This is a genomic window from Rhizobium sp. YJ-22, assembly GCF_029601685.1.
Lineage (GTDB): Bacteria > Pseudomonadota > Alphaproteobacteria > Rhizobiales > Rhizobiaceae > Metarhizobium.
Map to the genome: position 1 here is coordinate 447,555 of NZ_JARRIR010000001.1, position 24,144 is coordinate 471,698.

Here is a 24,144-nt window from a genome sequence, read left to right on the forward strand (position 1 = left end):
TGATGCCGGCGTTATCAACATCCAACCGGTGAGACATGCCCCCCAAGAAGAGAATGCCCAACGCACTCGGCGCCGCATCGAATCTGGAGAGTGTCCCCCCCGATCCCATGGACTCCAAGCGCGGCGTCGCCGCCTGGGCCGATGCCGCCCAATGGCTGCGCACCCGCGGCATCGAGGATATCGAATGCATCACGCCGGATCTGGCCGGCGTGCCACGCGGCAAGATGATGCCGTCGTCGAAATTCACCTCGAACACTTCGCTGGCGCTGCCGTCGGCGCTCTATCGCCATACGATCTCGGGCGAATACCCGGAGGAAACCGGCAATTTCCGCTATGAGCCGCGCGACAGCGACCTGAAGCTGCTGCCGGATCTGTCGACGCTTTCGGTCGTGCCGTGGGAAACCGATCCGACCGCGCAGGTGATCTGCGACATCGTCGGCTCGACCGGCGAAAGCGTGCCCTATACGCCGCGCAACGTGCTGAAAAACGTCGTGCAGATGTATCGCGACCGCGGCTGGAAGCCGGTGGTCGCGCCGGAAATCGAGTTCTACCTCGTCGCCATGAACGAGGATCCGGACTATCCGCTGCATCCGCCGAAGGGCCGTTCCGGCCGCTCCATCCAGGGCGGCCAGGGCTATTCGATCGCCGGCATCAACGAATTCGACGAACTGATCGACGACATCTATCATTTCTCGGAAAAACAGGGCCTCGAAATCGATACCCTCATTCATGAGGAAGGCCCGGCGCAGCTTGAAATCAACCTGCGCCACGGCGATCCCGTGGAACTGGCCGACCAGGTGTTCCTGTTCAAGCGCACCATCCGCGAGGCGGCGCTGAAGCACGGGATCTATGCGACCTTCATGGCCAAGCCCATGCAGGGCCAGCCGGGTTCGGCGATGCATATCCACCAGTCGGTGGTGGATATCGAGACGGGCAAGAACGTCTTTTCCAATCCGGATGGATCGGCCTCGAAGGAGTTCTTCCACTTCATCGGCGGCATGCAGGCCTATGTGCCGAAGACGCTGGTGATGATGGCGCCCTATGTGAACTCCTATCGACGCCTGACGCCGGACATGTCGGCGCCGGTCAACAATGCCTGGGGCTACGACAACCGCACGACGGCCTTCCGCGTGCCGGTGTCGGATGCGGCGGCGCGGCGCGTCGAAAACCGCCTGCCTGGGTCGGACGCCAATCCGTATCTGGCGCTGGCGGCCTCGCTCGGTTGCGGCCTGCTCGGCATCATGAACCGGATCGAGCCGACCGCACCGACCGAGGACACCGCCAACGAAGGATCGATCGACCTGCCGCGCGGGCTTCTCGAAGCCGTGTCGCTGCTGGAATCCGATCCGGCACTAACGGATGTGCTGAGCGCCGAGTTCATCGGCCTCTATGCCGGCGTCAAGCGGGGGGAATTCGAGACCTTCATGCAGGTCATCAGCCCCTGGGAGCGGGAGTTCCTGCTTCTCAACGTCTGAGGGGAGCTTGACCATCATGACATGGCAGAGCCCCATCGCGCCGGGGATTTCCTGGTATCAGGCGTCCGTGGGGGAAAGGTCCGCCTATGCCGTTCTCGACGGTTCGCGCCAGGTGGACGTCGCCGTGATCGGCGGCGGCTTCACCGGGCTGCAGGCGGCCTATCATCTGGCGAAGGCGGGCGTCTCGGTCACCCTGATCGACGGCGCGCGCTTCGGTGACGGCGCTTCCGGCCGCAACGGCGGCCAGATCGGCACCGGCCAGCGCTGGACCCCGGAGGAGATGGAAGCGAAATACGGCTATGAAGCGGCAAAACGCCTGTTCGACATGGCCGAGGACGCCAAGCGCCATCTCCACGCCTTCGCCGCCGAGCATGGTATCGACATCGACTACCATCCCGGCCAGATGAACGTCGCTCACAAGCCGGGCCACGAGAAGGAGTATCGCGACGAGGTCGAGATCGCCGCGACGCGCTACAATTATCCGCACATGCGCTTCATGGATGCGGCGGAGACGGCAGAGCGGGTCGGCTCCAAACGCTTCCATTGCGGCCTGTTCGACAGCGGCACCGGCCATATCCACCCGCTGAAGCTGGTGACCGGCGTGGCGAAGGCGGCGCAGGCCGCCGGCGCCTCGCTGCACGAGCTGACGCGGGCAAAATCGATCGAGCGGGTCGGCGGCAAGATCGTCGTCGAGACGGAGCGCGGCAGCATCACCGCCGACCGCGTGCTGATCGCCACCAATGCCTATATCGACGGGCTGGAGCCGGTCACATCAGCGCATGTGATGCCGATCGGCTCGTTCATCGGCGCCACCGCGCCGCTTACCGATTTTCCGCACATCATTCCGGGTGGGGAATCGATTGCCGATTCGCGATTCGTCGTGCGCTATTTCCGCAAGACGAAAGACAACCGACTGCTGTTCGGCGGCCGAGAGGCTTATACCAAAGATGATCCCGGCGACATCTCGATCCATATCCGCCGGCAGATCTGCGAGCTCTATCCGGAGCTTCAGAAAATCGACATCACCCATGCCTGGGGCGGGTTCGTCGGCATCACGCTGCCGCGCCAGCCCTTCGTGCGGGAGGTGATGCCGGGCGTCACCTCGATCGGCGGCTATTCCGGCCATGGCGTCATGCTGTCGAACTATTGCGGCAAGCTCTATGCCGACGAAATCCTGGGGGCGAAGACGGATCTGGACGGCCTGCGCGCCCTGAAGATCCCGGCCTTCCCCGGAGGGCCGCGTTTCCGCTCGCCGCTCCTGTTCCTGGCGCTCACCTGGTACGCGCTGCGTGACCGGTTCTGAACCGGGAACACCGACCTAAACAGGCCTGCGTCCCGCCCGTCAAACCGGCGGGACGCGCCGTTTGAGACTCTTTTTCATCAAAGGGGCTGGCGTTTTTAAATCGATTAGATTACAAGACCCGCAAACAGCCTGATTGAGAGACGCTTCATGAGCAGCCAAATCATTCCAGTCGAGCCGTTCGATTACGTCGTTTTCGGCGGCACGGGCGATCTTGCCGAGCGCAAGCTTCTGCCCGCCCTGTATCACCGCCAGTTGGACGGCCAGTTGACCGAGCCGACGCGCATCATTGGCGCCTCGCGTAGCCACCTCACCCATGAAGAATACCGCAAATTCGCCGACGAGGCGCTGAGAGAACACCTGAAGCCCGGCGAATACGATGCCGACCAGGTCAAGGCCTTCTGCAATCGCCTTTATTACGTCTCCGTCGACGCCAAGTCCGACAACGGCTGGAAAGAGCTCAAGGATCTGCTCGACGAGGGCAAGGAGCGTGTGCGCGCCTTCTATCTGGCCGTGGCACCAGCGATCTTCGGCGATATTTCCGAGCGCATCCGCGACAACAAGCTGATCACCAAGTCCACCCGCATCGTCGTCGAAAAGCCGATCGGCCGCGACCTCGCCTCTGCGCTGGAGCTGAACGACACGATCGGCAAGGTGTTTCTCGAAGAGCAGATCTTCCGCATCGACCACTATCTCGGCAAGGAGACGGTGCAGAACCTGATGGCGCTGCGTTTCGCCAATGCGCTCTACGAGCCGCTGTGGAACTCCGCCCATATCGACCATGTGCAGATCACCGTCGCCGAATCGGTCGGCCTCGAAAGCCGCGCCGGCTATTACGACAAGGCGGGCGCGCTGCGCGACATGGTGCAGAACCATATCCTGCAGCTCCTATGCCTGGTGGCCATGGAAGTGCCGCCGTCGATGAACGCCGAATCCGTGCGCGACGAAAAGCTGAAGGTGCTGCGGGCGCTGAAGCGCATCGACGCCTCCAATGTTGAGAAGCTGACCGTGCGCGGCCAGTACAAGGCCGGCGCTTCCGCCGGCGGCCCGGTCAAGGGCTATCTCGAAGAGCTGGAAGGCGGCGTTTCCAACACCGAGACCTTCGTCGGCATCAAGGCCGAGATCGACAACTGGCGCTGGGCCGGCGTGCCCTTCTACATCCGCACCGGCAAACGCATGGCCGAGCGCATGTCGGAAATCGTCATCACCTTCAAGCCGATCCCGCATTCGATCTTCGACGACGCCGCCGGCCGCATCTCGCAGAACCAACTTGTCATCCGTCTGCAACCGAACGAAGGCGTCAAGCAGTCGCTGATGATCAAGGATCCCGGCCCCGGCGGCATGCGCCTGCGCAACGTCTCGCTCGACATGAGTTTTGCCGAGGCCTTCAACGCCCGCAGCGCCGATGCCTATGAGCGGCTGCTTCTCGACGTCATTCGCTCCAACCAGACGCTGTTCATGCGCCGCGACGAGGTCGAGGCCGCATGGCGCTGGGTCGATCCGATCCTGAAAGCCTGGGACGAAACCGGACAGCCGGCGCAGGGCTATACCGCCGGAACCTGGGGACCGAGCCAGGCCATCGCGCTGATCGAGCGTGACGGCCGCACCTGGCATGAAAGCTGACGCCATGACCTCACGCCTGCACACCTTCGCCAACGGAGCGGAACTTGCCGAAAACCTCGCCGATGCGGTGGCGGTGGCGCTGGCCGCCGGCATCGCCGCCCGCGGCAAGGCAAGCCTTGCCGTCTCCGGCGGCTCGACGCCGAAAACCTTCTTCAGGACGCTGTCGACGCGGCCGCTCGACTGGACGAAGGTGATCGTAACGCTCGTCGACGAGCGTTTCGTGCCCGCCGACAATCCGCGCTCGAACCATCTTCTGGTCGCCGAAAACCTGCTGCGCGATGCCGCCGCCGATGCGGTCTTCCTGCCGCTCTACCAGCCGGTGGACGATGTGGAGATCGCCGCCGCCATAGCCAGCAAGGAAGTCGCCGAAATCGAGCCGCCTTTCGACGTCGTCATCCTCGGCATGGGCAATGACGGCCATACCGCCTCCTTCTTTCCCGGCGGCAACAACCTCGAGCGCGCCATCGATCCGAAAACGCCGCGCGGTATCGTGACGATGGAAGCGCAGGATGCGGGCGAACCGCGCCTGACCTTCACCTTCGCCAGCCTCGAAGACGCCCGCCTGCTGGTGCTGCATATCGAGGGCGAGGCCAAGAAGACGGTTCTCGACCAGGCGCTTGCCGATGGCGACGAACGCGACATGCCGATCCGCGCGATGCTGCGCCGGGCCTCGACGCCCGTCGATATTTACTGGGCGCCTTGACAGCCAGGACGCCCGAACCGATCCTTGCCTGACCGGGACTCCCATCCGTCCGGGCTCGCGATCCCATGACGATAGGATGAGAACGATGAGCGCAGATTCCCGAATCGCTGCGATAACCGCACGCATTGTCGAACGATCCAGGCCAACCCGCGAGCGCTATCTGGAGAGGGTGCGCGCCGCCGCCAACCAGGGCGTCGCCCGCTCGGTCCTGTCCTGCGGCAATCTTGCCCACGGCTTCGCCGTCTGTTCCCCCGCCGAGAAGCAGGCGCTTTCGGGCGACCGCGTGCCCAATCTCGGCATCATCACCGCCTATAACGACATGCTCTCGGCCCACCAGCCGTTCGAGACCTATCCGGCGATCATTCGCCAGGCGGCGCAGGAGGCCGGCGGCATCGCCCAGGTCGCCGGCGGCGTACCCGCCATGTGCGACGGCGTCACGCAGGGACAGCCGGGCATGGAGCTGTCGCTGTTTTCACGCGACCTGATCGCCATGTCCGCCGGCGTCGGCCTGTCGCACAACATGTTCGACGCCGCCGTCTATCTCGGCGTCTGCGACAAGATCGTGCCCGGCCTGATGATCGCGGCGCTGACCTTCGGCCACCTGCCCTCCGTCTTCGTTCCGGCCGGTCCGATGACCACCGGCCTGCCGAACGACGAGAAATCGCGCATCCGCCAGCTCTATGCCGAAGGCAAGGTCGGCCGCGCCGAGCTTCTCGAAGCGGAATCGAAATCCTATCACGGCCCCGGCACCTGCACCTTCTACGGCACGGCCAATTCCAACCAGATGCTGATGGAAATCATGGGTTTCCACATGCCCGGCGCCTCGTTCATCAATCCCGGCACGCCGCTGCGCGAGGCGCTGACCCGCGAGGCGACCAAGCGGGCCCTGGCGATCACCGCCATGGGCAACGAATTCACGCCGGCCGGCGAGATGATCGACGAGCGCTCGATCGTCAACGGCGTCGTCGGCCTGCACGCCACCGGCGGCTCGACCAACCACACTTTGCATCTAGTCGCCATGGCGCGCGCCGGCGGCATCCAGCTCACCTGGCAGGATATTTCCGATCTCTCCGACGTGGTGCCGCTGCTTGCCCGCGTCTATCCGAACGGGCTCGCCGACGTGAACCATTTCCATGCCGCCGGCGGCATGGGTTTCCTGATTAAGCAGCTTCTCAAGCGCGGTTTGTTGCATGACGACGTGCGCACCGTTTATGGCCAGGGGCTCGACGCCTATGCCATCGACGTCAAGCTCGGCGAAAACGGCACGGTCGCCCGCGAGCCGGCCCCCGAGGTCAGCGCCGATCCGAAGGTGCTCGCCACCATCGAGCAGCCCTTCCAAGCGACCGGCGGATTGAAGATGCTGGCCGGCAATATCGGCCGCGCCGTCATCAAGATCTCGGCGGTCAAGCCGGAGCGGCATGTGATCGAGGCCCCGGCCATCGTCTTCAACGACCAGCAGGAGCTGCAGGAAGCCTTCAAGGCCGGCAAGCTGAACCGCGATTTCGTCGCCGTCGTCCGCTTCCAGGGACCGAAATCGAACGGCATGCCGGAACTGCACCGGCTGACCCCTCCCCTCGGTGTCCTCCAGGATCGCGGGTTCACCGTGGCGCTGGTCACCGACGGGCGCATGTCCGGCGCTTCCGGCAAGGTGCCGGCCGCCATCCACCTGACGCCGGAAGCAAGTGAAGGCGGTCCGATCGCCCGCATCCGCGACGGCGACATGATCCGCCTCGATGCCGTTTCCGGCACGCTGGAAGTGCTGGTCGACGCCGCCGAATTCGGCGCCCGCGCGCCTGCGGTCGTCGACCTCGACGGCAATGAATACGGCATGGGCCGCGAGCTCTTCGCCCCCTTCCGCCGCGCCGCCGGCACCGCCGACATGGGCGCCAGCGTCCTGTTCTAACGTCCGACAAAAAACCCGGCGGAAACGCCGGGTTTTTTTATGCGAAGCTGAAAGTGTTGCGCCTTACCAGGCGCGCACATCCAACACCCGGTCGCGATGAGCAGGATGGGTGGAATAGACGAAGATGCGGTTCATTTCCTTTTCGCTGAGAACGCGCAGGAAACGGACCTCGATGGTGTTGTTGGCGTTGACGCGCATCAGAAGGCAGCCGACTTTGGTGATGCGCGCGTCGGGAATGTCGAGATAGAACTGCTGCGGCAGGCTATACTGGGTCAGCAATCCGAGCACCGCCTGGCTGCGCGAGATGCGGATGATGTCGCAGCGGCGCGACGCCATGTTCATGACGCCCTTTTCCGTATATTCGATACGCGCCGCGTTCATCGTGTCTTCCATGGTGAATCGCGTTTCGCGATCATACATGAACGACTCTTCCTTGTTCAGAAAATGACCACGACCCGCAGACAAAGACACGACATATACTCCCGACTCCGATGTCGGTTCAGGGTAGCGGCAAGCGCTTAACAGAGTGTGTTAGCGCCCGCCCGAGCCGGGATTTTTAACGGCGATAGCTGCGGCCCTCGCCGTCGAAGAGATGCATCTTTTCGGCCGGCGCGGAGAAGCGCAGCCTCTCGCCCTTCTCCGCCTGGACAATGCCGGGGATCTTGACGATGATCGGCTCGCCCGGCACCAGCCCCTCGATATAGAGCAGGGTCACTTCGCCCAGCGCCTCGACGATGGCGATCTCGCCCTCGAACAGGTAGTTCTCGCCGCTGGCGATCTGCAGGTCTTCCGGGCGAATACCGAAGCTGGCGTTCCTGCCCTTCTCCGACGCGGGCGTGGCGATGCCGACGCGCACCGATTTGCCCCCGGCCAGCGTCACCTCGGTCGTCTCGCCGGTCTCGCGGATGGTCGCCGGGATGATGTTCATCGCCGGCGAGCCGATGAAGCGGGCGACGAACAGGTTGGCGGGACGCTCGTAAAGCGTGAGCGGCGCCCCGACCTGCTCGATATGGCCGGCCGAAAGCACGACGATGCGGTCTGCGAGCGTCATCGCCTCCACCTGGTCATGGGTGACGTAGATCATCGTCGTATCCGGCATCGACTGCTTGAGCTTGGCGATCTCGATGCGGGTGGCGACGCGCAGGGCCGCGTCGAGGTTCGACAGCGGCTCGTCGAACAGGAAGACTTTCGGATCGCGGCAGATGGCGCGGCCGATAGCGACGCGCTGGCGCTGGCCGCCAGAAAGCGCCTTCGGCAGGCGTTCCAGATAATTGGTGAGTTGCAGGATGTCGGCGGCGGCACGCACGCGGCGATCGATCTCTTCCTTGCTCTCGCCGGCGATGCGCATGCCGAAGGCCATGTTGTCGTAGACCGTCATGTGCGGATAGAGCGCATAGGACTGGAAGACCATGGCGATGCCGCGCTTGGAAGGCGGCACCTCGTTCACCCGCTGGCCGGCGATCTGCATGTCGCCGGAGGTGATTTCCTCCAGCCCGGCGATCATGCGCAGAAGCGTCGACTTGCCGCAGCCGGACGGACCGACGAACACCACGAATTCGCCTTGGGCGACTTCGAGATCGATGCCGTGCAGAACATGCACCTGCCCATAAGACTTGCGGATGTCCTTGAGAACGACTCCGGTCATTTTCCCCTCCCTAACTCATATCCCGTTCGCATTCCGGGAAAGCGCCAAGCCCTCCCGGATTCGGTTCTGAATAGTCTATCCGGCCAGCCGTGCAAAGAACGCGCCCCATGCCGGCAATTCGATGGCCTCGACGCTCTGCCGGCTTTCGAAACCGTGATCGGCAAGCGCCTGCCAGTTGCCGGCCGGCAAGGCGATGGCGCCCGGTTCGCCGCTCATGTTGAACAGGCAGAGCAATGTTTCACCCTCGTAATGCCGGGTAAAGGCGAGAATCGAGTTTTCCGGTTCGAAAAACGCAATCGTTCCCTTGGCAAAGGCCGCATGGCGTTTGCGGAACGCGAGGAAGCGGCGATAGAGCTCCAGCACCGAGCGCGGATTGCCGGTCTGGCGATCCACCGCCTTCGGCAAATGTTCGACCGGCGTCGGTAGCCAGGAACGGCCGGCGACGGTGAAGCCGCCATGGGTGGCATCGGCTTCCCAGACCATCGGCGTGCGGCAACCGTCGCGGCCCTTGAATTCCGGCCAGAACTCGATGCCGTAGGGATCGCGCAAATCCTCATAGGAAAGATCGGCCTCGGTCAGGCCGAGTTCCTCGCCCTCATAAAGGCAGACCGAGCCGCGCAGCGACAGAAGCAGGCCGGCGAGCATCTTGGCGAAACCGTCCTTGTCTTCCACCTGACCGCCCCAGCGGCTGACATGGCGCACGACGTCATGGTTGGAGAAGGCCCAGCAGGCCCAGCCCTGCGGCGCGGCCGCCTCGAAGGCGCGCTGCACCTCGGCGACGCGCCGGGGGATCAACGGATCGGGCGCCAGGAATTCGAAGGCATAACACATATGCATCTTGTCGTTGTCGGAGGTGTATTCCCCGACGATTTCCAGTCCGCGCTGGCTGTCGCCGACCTCGCCGACGGCGGCGATCGCCGGAAATTCCTCCATGACGGCGCGGAAACGCTTGAGGAAGGCGAGGTTTTCCGGCCGGTTCTTGTCGTAGAGATGCTCCTGGAAATTATAGGGGTTCACGGCCGGCGCCGTGTTGGCGTTGCGGGCTTCCGGAGCCAGCGCCGGATTGTCGCGCAGTTCCAGATCGTGGAAATAGAAGTTGATCGTGTCCAGCCGGAAGCCATCGACGCCGCGCTGCAGCCAGAAGCGGGCAATGGCGAGCAGCGCGTCCTGGACCTGCGGATTGTGCAGGTTGAGATCCGGCTGCGAGGTCAAAAAATTGTGCATGTAATATTGCATGCGGGTCGAATGCCACTGCCAGGCCGAGCCGCCGAAGATCGACAGCCAGTTGTTGGGCGGCGAGCCGTCCGGCTTGGCGTCGGCCCAGACATACCAATCCGCCTTGGGGTTGAAGCGGCTGGAGCGGCTTTCGACGAACCACGGGTGCTGGTCGGAGGTGTGGGAGATCACCAGGTCGATCATCACCCGGATGCCGAGACGATGGGCCTCGGCGATCAGCGCGTCGAAATCGGCAAGCGTGCCGAAGATCGGATCGATATCCTCGTAATTGGCGACGTCGTAGCCATAATCCTTCATCGGCGAGGTGAAGAAGGGCGAGATCCAGATGGCATCGGCGCCGAGGGACGCGACATGGCCGAGCCGTGCGGTGATGCCCTTGAGGTCGCCGACGCCGTCGCCGTTCGAATCCTGGAAGGAGCGCGGGTAGATCTGGTAGATGACCGCGCCGCGCCACCAGTCCTTGTCCGGCGTCAGGGGAGAATCCGGGGAAATGTTCATGCCTATCGAATCCAATGAGTCGTGGGAGGAGAGAATCAGCCGCCCTTGACCGATCCCGCCAGCAGACCGCGCACGAGATAGCGCTGCAGGGCGAAGAAGACAATCAGGGGAACGATGATGGTGATGAAAGCCGACGCCGTCAGGATTTCCCAATTGCCGCCGCGCGAGCCGAGCAGCGCGTTGAGATGGCCGGTCAGCACGAGCTGCTCCTTGGCAGTGCCGAGGAAGACCATGGCGACCAGCAGGTCGTTCCAGACCCAGAGGAACTGGAAAATGGCGAAGGAGGCCAGCGCCGGGAAGGAGAGCGGCAGGATGATCTTGACGAAAATCTCGAAATCGCTGGCGCCGTCGACGCGGGCGGATTCGATGATCTCCCTGGGCAGGCCGACCATGTAGTTGCGCAGCAGGTAGATAGCGAGCGGCATGCCGAAGGCGGTGTGCGCCAGCCAGATCCCGGCATAGGTCTTTGAGGGCACGCCGAAGATGGTGCCGATCTCGTTATACATCCTCAACAGCGGGATCAGCGACATTTGCAGCGGCACGACGATGAGGCCGACCACCATGGCGATCATGAAATTGCGCCCCGGGAAATGCATCCACGACAGGGCATAGGCGGCGAAGGCGGCGATCAGGATCGGGATGATCGTCGCGGGGATGGCGACCGTCAGCGAATTGATGAAGGAGCGGCCGATGCCTTCCGAATTCAGCACTGTGTTGTAATTGTCTGTGGTGAATTCCGGCGGCGTCGAGACCGTGAGATAGATGCGCTTGCCGCGCGCGCCGTCGAAGGCGGCCGCCTTGGTGTAGCGGTAGCTGCCATCGGCATTGACCTGCAACTGCTCCCCGTCGCCGAGATCGGCGGTGTCGCCGGCCTTGTAGGCGGCCGGCTCCTGGATGCGGGTGCCGAAGCTTTCGATGGTGCGGGGCGTGGCGCCCTCCCAGACATTGCCGGAGATCACGTAGAGCGTGCCCTCCTGCTTCTGCGCCGTGGCATCGGCAAGGCGCGCCACCTCGGTGCGCTTGGAGGTGGAAAACGCCGTCCACCAGCCGGAAACGGCCAGTTGATCCTTGTCGCGCAGGGCGCTGACGAAGATGCCGAGCGTCGGGAACAGCCAGAGCAGCACGATGACGAGCACGCTGACATGGACGAAGAGGCGCGGCAAGCCGATACGGCGGATTTGCATCATTGCGGCGGCCATGTCAGTGCCCTCCCATCTCGCGATTGGCGCGGCGGATATTCCAGACCATGATCGGCGTCACCGCCAGCATGATGATGACGGCAATCGCCGCACTTCGGCCGCTGTCGCCGCCGCCGCGGAACATCCAATCGAACATCAGGTTGGCGAGAACCGTGGTGCTCCACTGGCCGTTGGTCATGGTCAGCACGATGTCGAACACCTTCAAGACCAGGATGGTGATCGTCGTCCAGACGACGGCGATCGTGCCCCAGATCTGCGGCACCATGATCTTCCAGAAGATCTGCCAGCCATTGGCGCCGTCAATGACGGCAGCCTCGATGGTCTCTTCCGGGATGCCGCGCAGCGCGGCGGAAAGGATGACCATGGCGAAACCCGTCTGGATCCAGATCAGGATCGCCATCAGGAAGAAATTGTTCCAGAAGGGCAGCGCGATCCACACCTGCGGATTGCCGCCCAGCGCCTGCACGACGGCATTGAGGATGCCGATCTGCGTCTCGCCTTCGGCGCGGTAGTCGTAGACGAATTTCCAGATGACCGAGGCGCCGACGAAGGAGATCGCCATCGGCATGAATACTAGGCTTTTCGCGATGTTGCCCCACCAGATGCGGTCGGTCAGAACGGCGACGATCAGACCGAAGAAGGTGCAGGCCGCCGGCACGACGGCGAGCCAGAGGATGTTGTTGAAGATCGACTGACGGAAATCGCGGTCGCCGAGCGCCCATTGATAGTTGGACAAACCGATATAATTCTGGCCGCCGCGATCGTAGAAGGACAGGATCAGGGTGGCAACGACCGGATAGACCAGATAGACGACCAGCAGGAACAGTGCCGGGCCGACGAACAGCCAGGGCCGTACCATGGCGCGGCGGCGCAGGCTCTGCGACGCAGCCATCACATCGCCGTCCCGCACGGGGAAAGCCATGTCGAGCATCTTGTTCGACAACCAGAAATAAGCAATGCAGGCGAGAACGCCCGCCACCATGACCCCGACAGCAGACGCGATCTGCTCAAACATGCGCCCCTCCCTGATATTTTTTGATGCCCTTCCCCGCCCGCAGGCAAGGCATGCCCATGTGAAACGAAGCCGTCCCGAACACCCCTTCTCCCCTCGGGGAGGAGGGCGCGGCAGCGGATGAGGGGGATGCCGAAGGCAGAAAGCCAAGCGTTTCCATGTGGTCCGCGTCCCTCCTCAGCCGATCCTTCGGGCCACCTTCTCCCCCGAGGGGAGAAGGTGTTTTCGCGGCAAACGGCAGAGGAGAAACGGCCTCTACGTTACTTGATCGCGTCCCAGGCCTTCTGGATGTCGGCTGCGACGTCTGCGGCCGGCTTGCCGCCGACATAGTCGATCATGCCGGTCCAGAAGGCGCCGGCGCCGATCTTGCCGGGCATCAGGTCGGAACCGTCGAAGCGGAAGGTGGTGGCGGTCGTCAGGATTTCGCCTTCCTTGCGCAGCGTGTCGTTGCCATAGGCCTTGACGTTCACCGCCTTGTAGGGCGTCAGGAAGCCGGACTGGGCCATCCAGATTTCATGGGCGATCGGCGTCTTCAGGAAGTCGAGGAAGGCGCGCGCCGTCTTGGAATCCTTGGTGACGGTGACCAGCGTGCCGGCGCCCAGCACCGGACGACCGAGATCGGGCTTGGAGGCATAGGGCGGCATGTAGAAGAAGTCCGCATCCTGGCCGAGCTTGGTGCCCTCGGGGAAGAAGGACGGGATGAACGAGGCCTGATGGTGCAGGTAGCACTTCGGCGGCACGCCGAACAGGCCCTTGGGGCTATCGCGGAAATCGGTGGAGGCGACGCCGGCCGGGCCGCCATCGGCATATTTGGGCGTCAACGCGAACTTGCCGAATTCCTCGATGGCGCCGACAACGGCGGGATCGTTGAACTTGATCTCGTTGGTGACCCACTTGTCGTAGACATCGGGCTGCTGGGTGCGCAGCATCATGTCCTCGACCCAGTCGGTGGCCGGCCAGCCGGTGGCGCCGCCGGAACCGAGGCCGATGCACCAGGGCGTGCCGCCATCGGCAACGATCTTGTCGCTGAGCGCGATCAGATCTTCCATGGTCTTGGGCACTTCGTAGCCGGCTTCCTCGAAGTTTTCGGGCACGTACCAGACCAGCGACTTCACGTCGGCCTTGTAGGGGAAGGCGAAGAAATCAGCCTTGCCGTCCTTGCCCTTGTATGTGCCGAGATCGACCCAAGACTGGCCTGCGCCATAATTCTCCTTCACCCAGCCGGCTTCCTTTTCGCCGAGCGGCGTCAGAAAACCCTTGGCGGCGAGATCGGCGAGAAGGCCGGGCTGCGGCAGGATGGCGATGTTCGGCGGCGAGCCGGCCTGCGTGTCGATGACGATCTGCTGCTCGTAATTTTCCGAGGACGAATATTTGACGTCGATGCCGGTAGCCTCGATGAAATAGGCGAGAACGCTCGTGAACAGCGTTTCGTCGTCGCCGCGCCAGGGGCCGAAGATGCTGACGCTTTCGCCCTTGAGGTCGGAATGCGCCGCCTTGAAGGCGTCATAGCTCGCCCAGTTGAACCGCGAATCCTCGCCCGGCTTGAATTTCAGATCGGCGCCATTTGCCGCAGACGCCAGAAGAGCGGCCGCGGCGACGCCGAGCCAGAAAGACTTCGTCATGATGTAAACCTCCCAAACCCACAGCGAGCCCGAATACTTGCGATGACGGCAAGATTGCCGGCATTCTTCAAAGCGCTTTGGTTTTTCTTTCATCTCATTGTCGGCGAAAGCGAGTCAAGCGAATTTCCCGCAGACCGCGAAAAACTTTTGTTTTCGCAGATGCATCAAGGTTTTGCTGCGCAGCGACACATTTTTCGGTTTGACACTTTTCCCATGACTGTTACATCCTCCGCAAGCGCTTTGAGACAGGCGACTGAACATTCGGTCGCAGCCTCGACCCGATGAACCGCATGTGCGATCCCCTCGCGGATCAACGGGTTGAAGCGTCGCGGAAGCTTGCGGGGAATGCCGGAATGAACTTGAAAGAACTGTCAAAGCTGCTCGGCCTGTCGCAGACGACGGTGAGCCGCGCCCTGAACGGCTATCCGGAGGTGAACGCCCAGACCCGCGAACGCGTGCTGCGGGCGGTCAAGGAAACCGGCTACCGCCCCAACAAGGCGGCGCAGCGGCTGGCGACCGGCAAGGCCGGCTCCATCGGCATGGTCATGCCGACCGCGCCGGGGCACGAATCCGATATCCATTTCGGCGAATTTTTGAGCGGCATCGGCGAGACGGCGCTACGCCACGATCACCATCTGGTGATGATGCCGGCAGACCCCGAGGACGAGGTCGGAGCGCTGCGGCGTCTTGCGGTCAGCGGCAATGTCGACGCGCTGATGATTGCCTATATGCGGCCGAATGACGCCCGTCTCGACATGCTGCGCAGCCTGTCGCTGCCCTATATCGTCCATGGCCGGTCGCTGCACGCGCTCGAAGACTATCCTTACGTCGATATCGACAACGAGGCGGCGTTCTACGATGCGACGAAGCTGCTGCTGCAACTCGGCCACCGGCGCATCGCGCTGATCAACGGCCAGGCGCATTACGATTTCGCCGTGCGCCGCAAGGCGGGCGTCGAACGGGCGCTGGGCGAATGGGGGCTGACGCTCGATCCGGCGCTGGCAAGCCATTCGCCGATGACCGACGACAACGGCCTGATCGCCACCGAGCGCTTTCTCGCCCTTGCCGCGCGGCCGACCGCCCTGCTCTGCGCCAGCACCGTGCTGGCGCTCGGCGTCGTCAGGGCGCTGAACGTCGCGGGGCTGAAGCTCGGTGAGGATATGTCGCTGATCGCCCATGACGACGTGCTGCCGGTGCTGCGGCCGGAGAATTTTTCGGTACCGCTGACAACGACCCGCTCGTCGCTGCGCGCCGCAGGCATGCGCATCGCCGAACGGCTGATCAACCGCGACCGGCCGTTTGCCGACTATCCGCTGCAGGAATTGTGGAAGGCGGAACTGATCGTGCGGGCCTCCACCGGCCCAGCGCCGGGCTGACGGAAGCGATTTCGCTCCGGCTCAAATGCGCTATCCTTTTGTTTTTTCGCATTGTCCGACGCCGAAACGATCACGATTCGGCTGGAAATGCTCTAGCCGTCCTTCCCGGCGGGATGGCCGAGCTCCTGCGCGAGCCCGATAAGAAGCCCTTCGGGGCCACGGATATAGCAGAGCCGGTAAACGTCCTTGTAATCGACGACTTCGCCCACGAGTTCGGCACCGCGCCTGCGAAGCCTTTCAAGCGTATCGGCAATGTCATCGACCGTGAACATGGCGCGGAGGTAGCCGAGGGCGTTGACCGGGGCGGTCCGGTGATCCGCCACGACGGCCGGCCTGAGGAAGCGCGAGAGTTCGATCCGGCTGTGTCCATCAGGCGTGCGCATCATGGCGATCTCGACATGCTGGTCGCCAAGCCCCGTGACGCGTCCCGCCCATTCGCCTTCGATCGTGGCCCGTCCCTCGAGGTCGAGGCCGAGTTCGCGAAAGAAATCGATTGTCGCGTCGAGATCTTCGACGACGATTCCAATATTGTCCATCCGCTTGAGCGCCATGCCTGCGATCCTCCTCTAGACGGTCAATCCACAGAGGGATGTATGGCCGAACAACCGGCGCTCAAGCCGCGTGTTCAGAATTTCGGGGCCGGCTGGCCGGCGGCGCGGTGGGCGGCGATGACGGTATTGGCCATCAGCATGGCGATGGTCATCGGACCGACGCCGCCGGGGACCGGCGAGATCACCGAGGCGATCTCGGCGCATTCGGCAAAGGCGACGTCGCCGACGAGGCGGAACTTGCCCTCGCCGCGCTCCGGGGCCGGGATGCGGTTGATGCCGACATCGATGACGGTGGCGCCGGGCTTGACCCAGCTTGCCTTGACCATTTCCGGGCGGCCGACGGCGGCGACGAGGATATCGGCGCGGGCGCAGACCTCCGCGAGGTTCTTCGTCTTCGAATGGGCCATGGTGACGGTGGCGTTGGCATTCAGCAGCAACTGGCCCATCGGCTTGCCGAACAGGTTGGAGCGGCCGATGACGACGGCGTTAAGGCCGGAAAGATCAGTGCCATGCGCCTGGCGCACCAGGAGCATCGAACCCGCCGGGGTGCAGGAGATCAGGCCGGTTTCGAGATCGCCGGTCGCGAGCTTGCCGGCATTGACCACATGCAGGCCGTCGACGTCCTTTTCCGGCAGGATCGACTGGATGATCGGATCGGATTTCAGGTGTTTCGGCAGCGGCAGCTGCACGAGGATGCCATGGACGGAGGGATCGGCGTTGAGGCTGGCGACCAGCGCCGCCAGATCTTCCTGTGTCGTTTCTTCCGGCAGGGTGTGCTGGACGGAGTTGAAGCCGCATTCCTTGGCCATGCGGCTCTTGGCGCCGACATAGGCGTGGCTGGCCGGGTCGTCGCCGACAATGACCACCGCCAGCCCGGTCCTGACGCCGGTTTCCGTTTCCAGCGATGCCGTGGCTGTCTTGACCGCATCGATCACCGAGGCGGCGACCTGCTTCCCATCCAAAATCACTGTCACCTGTGTCGCTCCCGCTCATGTATCTCGCCACATTTCCGCACGGAAAACCGTTTCTCACGTTTCCTGGAAATGCTGTGGCCTGCCGATCCTGCCGGGCAGTTTAAGGCGAGTGCGTCGCGAGGATTTGCCTGCGAGCGTCCCGAACTGTCCGAATGCGGCATTTGCGGAAGCGTTCTTAGTCGTTTTTATCCATCGTGGCGATAACGCGTTTGCGAAAAATCCTGCACCCGTTGCTTCAGCGCTGCGACCTGACGACGCAATTGCATGAGATCCTCGACGGCCGGTTCCGGATGCCAATCCTCCTGCGTGAAAGAATCCGGCTCGGCGCGGGTGTGGACGGGAGCCCGCCAGCCCATCGCAAGGCTCTCCTCGGCCATATCCTCATGGTCGTCGACGGTCGTGCCGGCCAGCTTGCGGCGGGCGAAGCGTGCCAGCCCGATGACGCCGGCGCCGGTGGCGACGGCCAGCGCCAGGATGGCCATCAGGCCGGTCACTGTGGTTTCCGCGCCTGTTTCGCCTGAAAGCGGCGGCATGGCCGGCCGCTCGATGCGCTCGACCATGCCGGTCACCGGCTTGGCGGCGGCGGCGGGAATGGAGGCGGTGGTGATCGAGTCCTGCCGGGCCTCGCGGGCGGCATCGACTGCGGCCTGCAATTGCTGCAGCTTATCGACATCGACGCCGGTGGCGCGCAGCTTTTTGGCGGTGTCGGCGGATTTGACGGCCAGAGCCTGCGCCTTGTCCTGGGCCTGCTGCAGCGCGGCGCGGGCATCGGCAAGCACGCCGCGGATTTCCCGTTCGAGGTCGGATTTCAGGGCGTCCGCCTGCCCCTGCGCCGTCTGCAGACGCGGATGGCGGGGGCCGAGCGCCTGCGCCATCTGCTCCACCGCGAGCTTGGCGCTGACATAACGGCCACGCAGGTCGTCGAGCGTGGGCGTCAGCAGTTCCGACGGAAAGCTGCCGTCGAGCAGGCTTGCCAGCGTGCCGGCATCGCTCTTGCCGCTTTCTTCCAACAGGCGTTTTTGTGCGGCGGCGTTTTCGGCGTGCAGGCGGTCCAGCTCGGTCTTGAGGCGGGTGGCTTCGGCCAGTTTGTCGCCGCCGGCGGCGGTGAAGGCGGCAAGCTCGGCCTCGGCCTTGTCGAGCGCCGGCGCGGCCACCCGCGGCGCCTCGGCATAGACGGCCGGCTTGGGCGGATCGACATTGCGCACCGGGCCGCTTGCGGCTTCCGCATAGGAGGCGGCGATTTCCTGGGCGATGGCATCGGATTTCGCCGCATCGCTGGAGCGCACGGTCAGCAGGATGGCATTGTCGCGGGCATCGATTTCGGTGGCGACGACACGGCGCAAGCGGTCCTCGGCGCTGCGGCCGGGATCGCCATTGCCGGAAACGAGATCACCGAGCATGCCCAGCACACCGCCGGATGCGCCGGAAAATTCGGGGTCTCGGTCGAGATGGGCGCGCTCAACGACGCGAGCGAGATTGGTCGGGGCGACGAGGACACGGGCCTGGTCGCCGAGGATAGCCCGTTTTTCGGCGATATCGGTGATGCCGTCGAGCGACAAGGCGATCTTCGCCTGGGCGGGCACGCCCTCCTCACGCGACAGCATCGCCCACAGGCCGATCGCGGCGCAGGCGCTCAGCGCCGCGCCGAGAGCGACCAGCCCCCAGGCGAAGCGGCGCGCCGGCCTGGCGCGACGCGCGGCGCGGGGCGGCCGCTCTTCCTCGAAATCAGCCGGTTCGTCGTCATAAGCGGCCATCTCGATGCGCGGCAGCGTGGCTTCATAGCCGTCATGCCGGGTGAGGATAGCGCCGATGCGATCGGTCAGGCGCGGTTCACGCGGCTGGACGACGTCCACCCGGCCGCCTGCCCGCTCCTGCCACCAGGCCGGATCGGCATCGGCATACCCCGTCTTTCGCGATGCAGTCTGTTGAAACGCCATGGCCCTGTCCGCCCGATGCCCGATCCGAAGTCGATACGAGGATTCGGATTCCTTAAGACAGCCTAAGCAGACATGGCAAACAAAGGGTTAATGCCGGCCCCGCACCGCAACGCAAAATCCGCCCCCGAGGGAGGCGGATCGCATGAAAATCAAAGCATCCGGCGGCATCGCCCGATCAATGGGCGGCCGGCGCGGGTGCTGCGGCCTCGGCGCCTTCGGCGGGCGTGCCCTCGACGATCTTGACCGGTTTCTTCATCTCGTCGTTGCCGCCGCCGACACGGGTGTCGGACTTGGCGAGGAAATCGAGCTGCTCGACCAGCACGTCATGAACGACCTCGTCGCCGAGGCGCTTGTTCATGTCCTCCTTCACCTTGGCGCGGAAATCGTCGAGGTTGAAGGACGCGGTGTCGGCGATGTCGACCATCCTGTTGCCGACCAGCATCGTATAGAGCGCGTCGGTCAGATATTCCGTCATCGGCACCTTCAGCTCTTTCGCCTTCTTCTGGTCGAGCATGAAGGAGATCTTGCTGAGGAAATAGCCGGCCACCTTGCCCTTGGTGATGACGGGCACGGTGATCGTCTCGCCCTTGGACAGTTCGAGCGCCGGCTTGTCGGCCTCGGCATGATCGGCCGGGGCCGTCGCCATGACGACGGAGAAATAGACCGTCGCCAGCGTGACAATGCAGACCCAGGCGCCGGTGAGGATGAGCTTGACCATCAGATCTCGCTGTAGCGGAACTGTTCCTGGGAATAGGTGCCGTCGGCGTCCGCTTCCTGGACGGCACTCTTGAGAATGTCGGCGACGGCGCGCACGGCTTCCAGATGCGCCTCGACGCGCTGGGCGTTGACGGCGAGCTTGCCCTTCAGGCCATGAAGCTGGTCGATGTAGCGGCTCGACATCTCGCGCGGATCCGTGTCGCGGATCAGCATGGTCAGCTCGTACAGGCAGCGGCTCTTATGGGCATTCGACACCTTGAGATCGAACTCTGGATCGGCGCCGATCCGGGTGTTCTCGTTGTCGATGATCATTTCAAGCCGGCCGAGCACCGATTTGATCCGGTAATCGCTGGAAACCGTTTCCACATTCACTGCGCCGCTCATGAGTTATCGGACCTTTCAATATCTGCTGTCACCGTGCCGAAGGTCTTGCGCTGGAACTCGTCGATCGCGCTCAGGGCCATTTTCCGGCTGTTTTCATCGGTGGACAGATTGCTGACCTCTTTGTTCTGTGCCCGAGCGAGGGCTTGCGAATACATCTGATCGGCGATGCCGACACCGCCACTCTTGGCGATCGCACCGGCGAACTGTTCCGCCATCATGCTCTTCCACATTTCGCCGGCATTTCCTTTGCCGTAGACTTCCTCATTTTCCGGAAGCATGGAGCTCACGAAGTTCTGCAGCACCATGGCCTCGAACTTGTGATAGGCTTCCGGAATGGATTTCGATTTTTTCGACTGGGCATTGCCGAGACCCGAGGCGGTGCCGTCGAGCCGGTCGAGCGTGGTGTCGAAACCTGCGCCCTGTTCCGTCAGGCTGCGCGCCGCCGTTGCCGCGCGCGAGGCCCTCAGCTTGTCCTGAGCCGCCTGGACGCTCGCCGGATCGGCTGCCTTGACGACATCCAGAACGAGATCGCTCGGGGGTGAAATTGCCACGTCTCATGTCCTCTCGATAAGATGAACACAGTTATGGCTCCTCAAGCTTGCTGGAGGCTGGCGTGGCCAACATGTTCTGCATGTCGATAAGATCATAAATGGATTCATCGGCTTGCAGGCGATCTTCATCCATGCGCGCCTCCTTCATATGGCCCTCCAGGCGGTCGCCCTTGGTGCGTTCGCGCAGCACGCGGATCTCCTGCATGCGCTGGACGCCGGTCAACTGCTGGTCGCGCAATGTCAGCCGGCCGAATCGCTCCGCATAATTCTGCGCGAACAGCCGGTGCACCCCGTCCATCGCCCCGATCGCCTCGATGACGACCTCCATCGATTCGGCAACCTCCCGACGCTGGCGGGCAGTGGCGGCAAGATCGCTCTCGGCTATCTTTTCGAGCTGGCGCTGCACGTTGACGAGGCGCTTCAGTTTCTTGGATCGGCTTTCGGGGCCCATGGGTCCGTTTCCCGTTGCTGGAGATTAATGTCCGATGAAAACGGTCGGGAACGCGTCGGCGAACTGCCGAAGCATCGCCGCCACCGACAGATACAGCATGAACAGGCCGCCGGTGATCAGATAGGGCGCCGAAATGAAGTAGACCGGCACTTGCTGCGCCAGCTTGTTGATCAGGCCGATGGAGACGTTGAACATCAATCCGTAGAGAATGAAGGGGCTGGAGAGGCGCAGCATGATGCGCGTCGTCTCCACCAGCGTATCGGTGAGCGTGATCAAGGATTTCTGGGCATTGAACATCACGCCGGCCGGCATGGTATCGTATGATTCCATCACCGCGCGAAAGACGACGTGGTGGAAATCGAGCGAGAACAGCACCATCAGCGCCGCGAAGCTCAGCATGTTGGTGAGCTGGTTTTCGGCAGTGTCTTCAAGCACATCGCTGGCGGGCGGCGCGTTGAAGCCGATCATCATCGTCACGACCGTGCCGACGAACTGCACGCCGAGCGTAAAGAAACGGGCGATCATGCCGTACATCACACCGATCGCCATTTCCGAGACGACCAGGGCGACGAAGGTCGCCTGATCGCCGGACACTTTCGGATAGACAGCATCCCAGAGCAGCGGCAGCAGCGCCATCGACATCGCCAGCGCCGTCATCATGCGAACCGTCACCGGCAGGCGCGCCGACGAAAACCCCGGCAGGACCATGATGCAGCCTCCGATGCGGCACAGGACCACGAAGAAGGCAAGCACAGTCCCCTGGGGATCGTCGATCATGAAATGGAGCCCAAAATCTTGATCTCGATGCCCTTTGCCAATTCCACATGCGACAGCACCGGAAGGGTAGCGAACAGGCGCTCGATGATCATCCGCACATAGGAGCGCGTTTCGGGCGAAGTGACAAGCACGAACGGCAGGCCGCGATCCATGAATTCACGAATAACACGGCTTGCCTGTTCGCTGAACTCCTCAAGGCTGCGCGGATCGATATCGAATTCGACCACTTCGCCCTTGTTGTCGCGCTTGAGCGCCTGGTGGAACACCAGATCCCACTTGCTGCCGAGGCGCAGCACGCGCAGCGTGCCGTTATCGGCGAGATCGCCGCAGAGCTGCTGGGCCATGCGCACGCGCACATGCTCGACGATCTGCTCGGTCTTGCGCACATGCGGCGCGAGCTCGGCCACCGCTTCGAGGATGAGATGCAGGTTGCGGATCGAGACGCGCTCGGCCAGCAGCAGCTTCAGCACCGCCTGCAGGCCGGAATAGGACATGTGCGACGAGCAGATCTCGTCCGCCAGCTTCTTGTATTCCGGGTCGAGCCGGTCGATCAGCACCTTGACGTCCTTGTAGGACAGAAGCTGCGGCAGGTTGTTGCGGATGACTTCGCTGACATGGGTCAGCACCACCGACACGTTGTCGATCGGGTGGAAGCCCTCGCGCCGGAGATCTTCGGCGAAGGCTTCGAGCACCGAGACCGCCGGCATGCCGAAGGCGGGTTCGCGAATCTCGTCGCCCGGCACCGAAGGCTTGCGGCCGGAGCCGGTGACGACCAGAACTTCGCCGACGCGCAGCGTATTGGAAGCGACCGTCGTGCCATGGATGCGGATCTGGTAGGATTTTTCCGGAATGGCGATGTCGTCGCTGACCTTGATTTCCGGGACGACGAAGCCGTACTGGCTGGCGAACTTGCGGCGCATCTTACCGACGCGGAAGGCCAGTTCCTGATGGGCGCCGAGCAGGCGGGTGGAGACCAGCTTGCCGAGCGCCAGCTCGATCTCCGCCGTCTTGAGCACCGACTTGACCGAATCCTTTTCTTGTTCCTTGGTCTGGACCGCCTCGGTCTCCGCCTGCTCGCGGATGAGTTGATCTTCCTGCGCCTGGCGGCGCGGGATGTACCAGCTGCCGAAGGCCATGATCCCGCCAAGCGCCATGAAGGGCAGCATCGGCAGGCCGGGGATGAGCGCCAGCAGCACCATCAGCGCCGCCGCCACGGACAGGGCGCGCGGATAGCCGCTGAGCTGGTTGACGACCGCCTGGTCGGTGGAGCCGGCGGTGCCGCCGCGCGACACCAGCAGGCCGGCGGCGAGCGAAACGATAAGGGCGGGAACCTGCGAGACGATACCGTCGCCGACCGAAAGCTTGACGAAGACGTCTGCCGCCTCGCCGATCGGCATGCCGTGGCGGAAATAGCCGATGATGATGCCGCCGAAAATGTTGATGGCGGTGATCAGCAGACCGGCGACGGCATCGCCGCGCACGAATTTCGAGGCACCGTCCATCGAACCGAAGAAGGAACTTTCCTCCTCCAGTTCGCGGCGGCGGCGCTGCGCCTCCTTCTCGTCGATGATGCCGGCCGAAAGGTCGGCGTCGATCGACATCTGCTTGCCGGGGATGGCGTCGAGGGTGAAGCGGGCGCCAACTTCGGCGATACGCGTCGCGCCCTTGGTGATGACGATGAAGTTCACCGTCACCAGGATCAGGAAGACGATGACACCGATGACGAAGTCACCGGACATGACCAGCGCCGAAAAGCCGGCGATGACATGGCCGGCGGCGTCGTGGCCCTCGTTTCCGTGCGAGAGAATCACGCGGGTCGTGGCGATGTTGAGCGCCAGACGCGTCATCGTCGCGATCAGGAGAATGGTCGGGAAGGACGAGAAATCCAGCGGCTTCTGGATCCACAGGGCCACCATCAGGATCAGCACCGAGAAGGCGATCGAGAAGGCCAGCCCCAGATCGATCAGGAAAGCCGGAATGGGCAGGAACAGGATGCAGAGAATTACGACGATGCCGAGCGCGAAGCCGATGTCGCGGGCGCCGCCGGCGAATTTCGGCATCGAGAGTGCATTTGATTGCGCCATGTCTTTTTCCATCTCCTCATGAGAGGCGGACGATACCGGCGCGAAAACGCCGGGTTCACCCAATTCGAACCCGACCCATAAAGATCGAAGCTTGCGCGAAAGTGGGCATGACCGGATTACGACGAC

General features: G+C 63.3%; 21 protein-coding genes. 6 read left to right on the top strand and 15 right to left on the bottom strand.

The window, feature by feature from the left end; all coding sequences use genetic code 11:
* Positions 1-53: 53 nt before the first annotated feature.
* From P7F60_RS02110 to edd, 5 genes are all read left to right on the top strand, one after another.
* Positions 54-1,475 (top strand): glutamine synthetase family protein, encoded by a 1,422-nt coding sequence (locus P7F60_RS02110; RefSeq protein ID WP_277916042.1) that lies wholly within the window; start codon positions 54-56, stop codon positions 1,473-1,475.
* A gap of 16 nt (positions 1,476-1,491) precedes the next feature.
* Positions 1,492-2,778 (top strand): FAD-binding oxidoreductase, encoded by a 1,287-nt coding sequence (locus P7F60_RS02115; RefSeq protein ID WP_277916043.1) that lies wholly within the window; start codon positions 1,492-1,494, stop codon positions 2,776-2,778.
* Between the two features lie 147 nt (positions 2,779-2,925).
* A complete protein-coding gene (gene zwf, locus P7F60_RS02120) occupies positions 2,926-4,398 on the top strand; it encodes a glucose-6-phosphate dehydrogenase (protein ID WP_277916044.1) in 1,473 nt (490 codons plus the stop codon).
* A 4-nt stretch (positions 4,399-4,402) separates the two neighbouring features.
* A complete protein-coding gene (pgl, locus tag P7F60_RS02125; RefSeq protein WP_277916045.1) occupies positions 4,403-5,101 on the top strand; it encodes a 6-phosphogluconolactonase in 699 nt (232 codons plus the stop codon).
* Positions 5,102-5,186: 85 nt separating this feature from the next.
* The gene (edd, locus tag P7F60_RS02130) at positions 5,187-7,004 is read left to right on the top strand and encodes a phosphogluconate dehydratase (RefSeq protein ID WP_277916046.1); all 1,818 of its coding nucleotides are present in this window, start codon (positions 5,187-5,189) and stop codon (positions 7,002-7,004) included.
* Between the two features lie 63 nt (positions 7,005-7,067).
* Here edd and P7F60_RS02135 read toward each other — a convergent pair whose 3' ends face one another.
* The 6 genes from P7F60_RS02135 to P7F60_RS02160 form a co-directional block, all read right to left on the bottom strand.
* Positions 7,068-7,424 (bottom strand): hypothetical protein, encoded by a 357-nt coding sequence (locus P7F60_RS02135; RefSeq protein WP_277916047.1) that lies wholly within the window; start codon positions 7,422-7,424, stop codon positions 7,068-7,070.
* 136 nt (positions 7,425-7,560) lie between these two features.
* Positions 7,561-8,649 (bottom strand): sn-glycerol-3-phosphate ABC transporter ATP-binding protein UgpC, encoded by a 1,089-nt coding sequence (ugpC, locus tag P7F60_RS02140; RefSeq protein ID WP_277916048.1) that lies wholly within the window; start codon positions 8,647-8,649, stop codon positions 7,561-7,563.
* Between the two features lie 75 nt (positions 8,650-8,724).
* Positions 8,725-10,383: an alpha-glucosidase family protein gene (locus P7F60_RS02145; protein ID WP_277916049.1), complete on the bottom strand. Its 1,659-nt coding sequence runs from the start codon at positions 10,381-10,383 to the stop codon at positions 8,725-8,727.
* Between the two features lie 35 nt (positions 10,384-10,418).
* Positions 10,419-11,582: a carbohydrate ABC transporter permease gene (locus P7F60_RS02150; protein WP_277916050.1), complete on the bottom strand. Its 1,164-nt coding sequence runs from the start codon at positions 11,580-11,582 to the stop codon at positions 10,419-10,421.
* A 1-nt stretch (position 11,583) separates the two neighbouring features.
* Positions 11,584-12,597: a sugar ABC transporter permease gene (locus tag P7F60_RS02155; protein WP_277916051.1), complete on the bottom strand. Its 1,014-nt coding sequence runs from the start codon at positions 12,595-12,597 to the stop codon at positions 11,584-11,586.
* 257 nt (positions 12,598-12,854) lie between these two features.
* Complete coding sequence (locus tag P7F60_RS02160) at positions 12,855-14,216, bottom strand: ABC transporter substrate-binding protein (protein ID WP_277916052.1); 1,362 nt, start codon at positions 14,214-14,216, stop codon at positions 12,855-12,857.
* A 353-nt stretch (positions 14,217-14,569) separates the two neighbouring features.
* Here P7F60_RS02160 and P7F60_RS02165 point away from each other — a divergent pair, with 353 nt between their 5' ends.
* Positions 14,570-15,592: a substrate-binding domain-containing protein gene (locus P7F60_RS02165; RefSeq protein ID WP_277916053.1), complete on the top strand. Its 1,023-nt coding sequence runs from the start codon at positions 14,570-14,572 to the stop codon at positions 15,590-15,592.
* Between the two features lie 92 nt (positions 15,593-15,684).
* On the opposite strand, the gene P7F60_RS02170 is transcribed toward P7F60_RS02165, so the two are convergent.
* The 9 genes from P7F60_RS02170 to flhA form a co-directional block, all read right to left on the bottom strand.
* Complete coding sequence (locus tag P7F60_RS02170; RefSeq protein ID WP_277916054.1) at positions 15,685-16,143, bottom strand: VOC family protein; 459 nt, start codon at positions 16,141-16,143, stop codon at positions 15,685-15,687.
* A gap of 74 nt (positions 16,144-16,217) precedes the next feature.
* Positions 16,218-17,117 carry a bifunctional methylenetetrahydrofolate dehydrogenase/methenyltetrahydrofolate cyclohydrolase FolD gene (gene folD, locus P7F60_RS02175; protein WP_277916055.1) on the bottom strand — a complete coding sequence of 300 codons (900 nt, stop codon included), beginning with the start codon at positions 17,115-17,117 and terminating at the stop codon, positions 16,218-16,220.
* 185 nt (positions 17,118-17,302) lie between these two features.
* A complete protein-coding gene (locus P7F60_RS02180) occupies positions 17,303-19,054 on the bottom strand; it encodes a hypothetical protein (RefSeq protein ID WP_277916056.1) in 1,752 nt (583 codons plus the stop codon).
* Between the two features lie 175 nt (positions 19,055-19,229).
* Complete coding sequence (locus P7F60_RS02185; RefSeq protein WP_277916057.1) at positions 19,230-19,772, bottom strand: hypothetical protein; 543 nt, start codon at positions 19,770-19,772, stop codon at positions 19,230-19,232.
* Positions 19,772-20,137: a hypothetical protein gene (locus tag P7F60_RS02190; RefSeq protein WP_277916495.1), complete on the bottom strand. Its 366-nt coding sequence runs from the start codon at positions 20,135-20,137 to the stop codon at positions 19,772-19,774. The genes P7F60_RS02185 and P7F60_RS02190 overlap by 1 nt, the downstream gene beginning before the upstream one ends.
* A gap of 14 nt (positions 20,138-20,151) precedes the next feature.
* Positions 20,152-20,706 carry a rod-binding protein gene (locus tag P7F60_RS02195; protein WP_277916058.1) on the bottom strand — a complete coding sequence of 185 codons (555 nt, stop codon included), beginning with the start codon at positions 20,704-20,706 and terminating at the stop codon, positions 20,152-20,154.
* Between the two features lie 31 nt (positions 20,707-20,737).
* Positions 20,738-21,157, bottom strand: coding sequence for a hypothetical protein (locus P7F60_RS02200; protein WP_277916059.1), 420 nt, complete (start codon positions 21,155-21,157; stop codon positions 20,738-20,740).
* A 24-nt stretch (positions 21,158-21,181) separates the two neighbouring features.
* Entirely contained in the window at positions 21,182-21,934 is a 753-nt protein-coding gene (locus tag P7F60_RS02205; RefSeq protein ID WP_277916060.1) for a flagellar biosynthetic protein FliR, read from the bottom strand.
* Positions 21,931-24,018 carry a flagellar biosynthesis protein FlhA gene (gene flhA / locus P7F60_RS02210; protein WP_277916061.1) on the bottom strand — a complete coding sequence of 696 codons (2,088 nt, stop codon included), beginning with the start codon at positions 24,016-24,018 and terminating at the stop codon, positions 21,931-21,933. Before flhA ends, P7F60_RS02205 begins: the two co-directional genes overlap by 4 nt.
* Between the last annotated feature and the right edge of the window lie 126 nt (positions 24,019-24,144).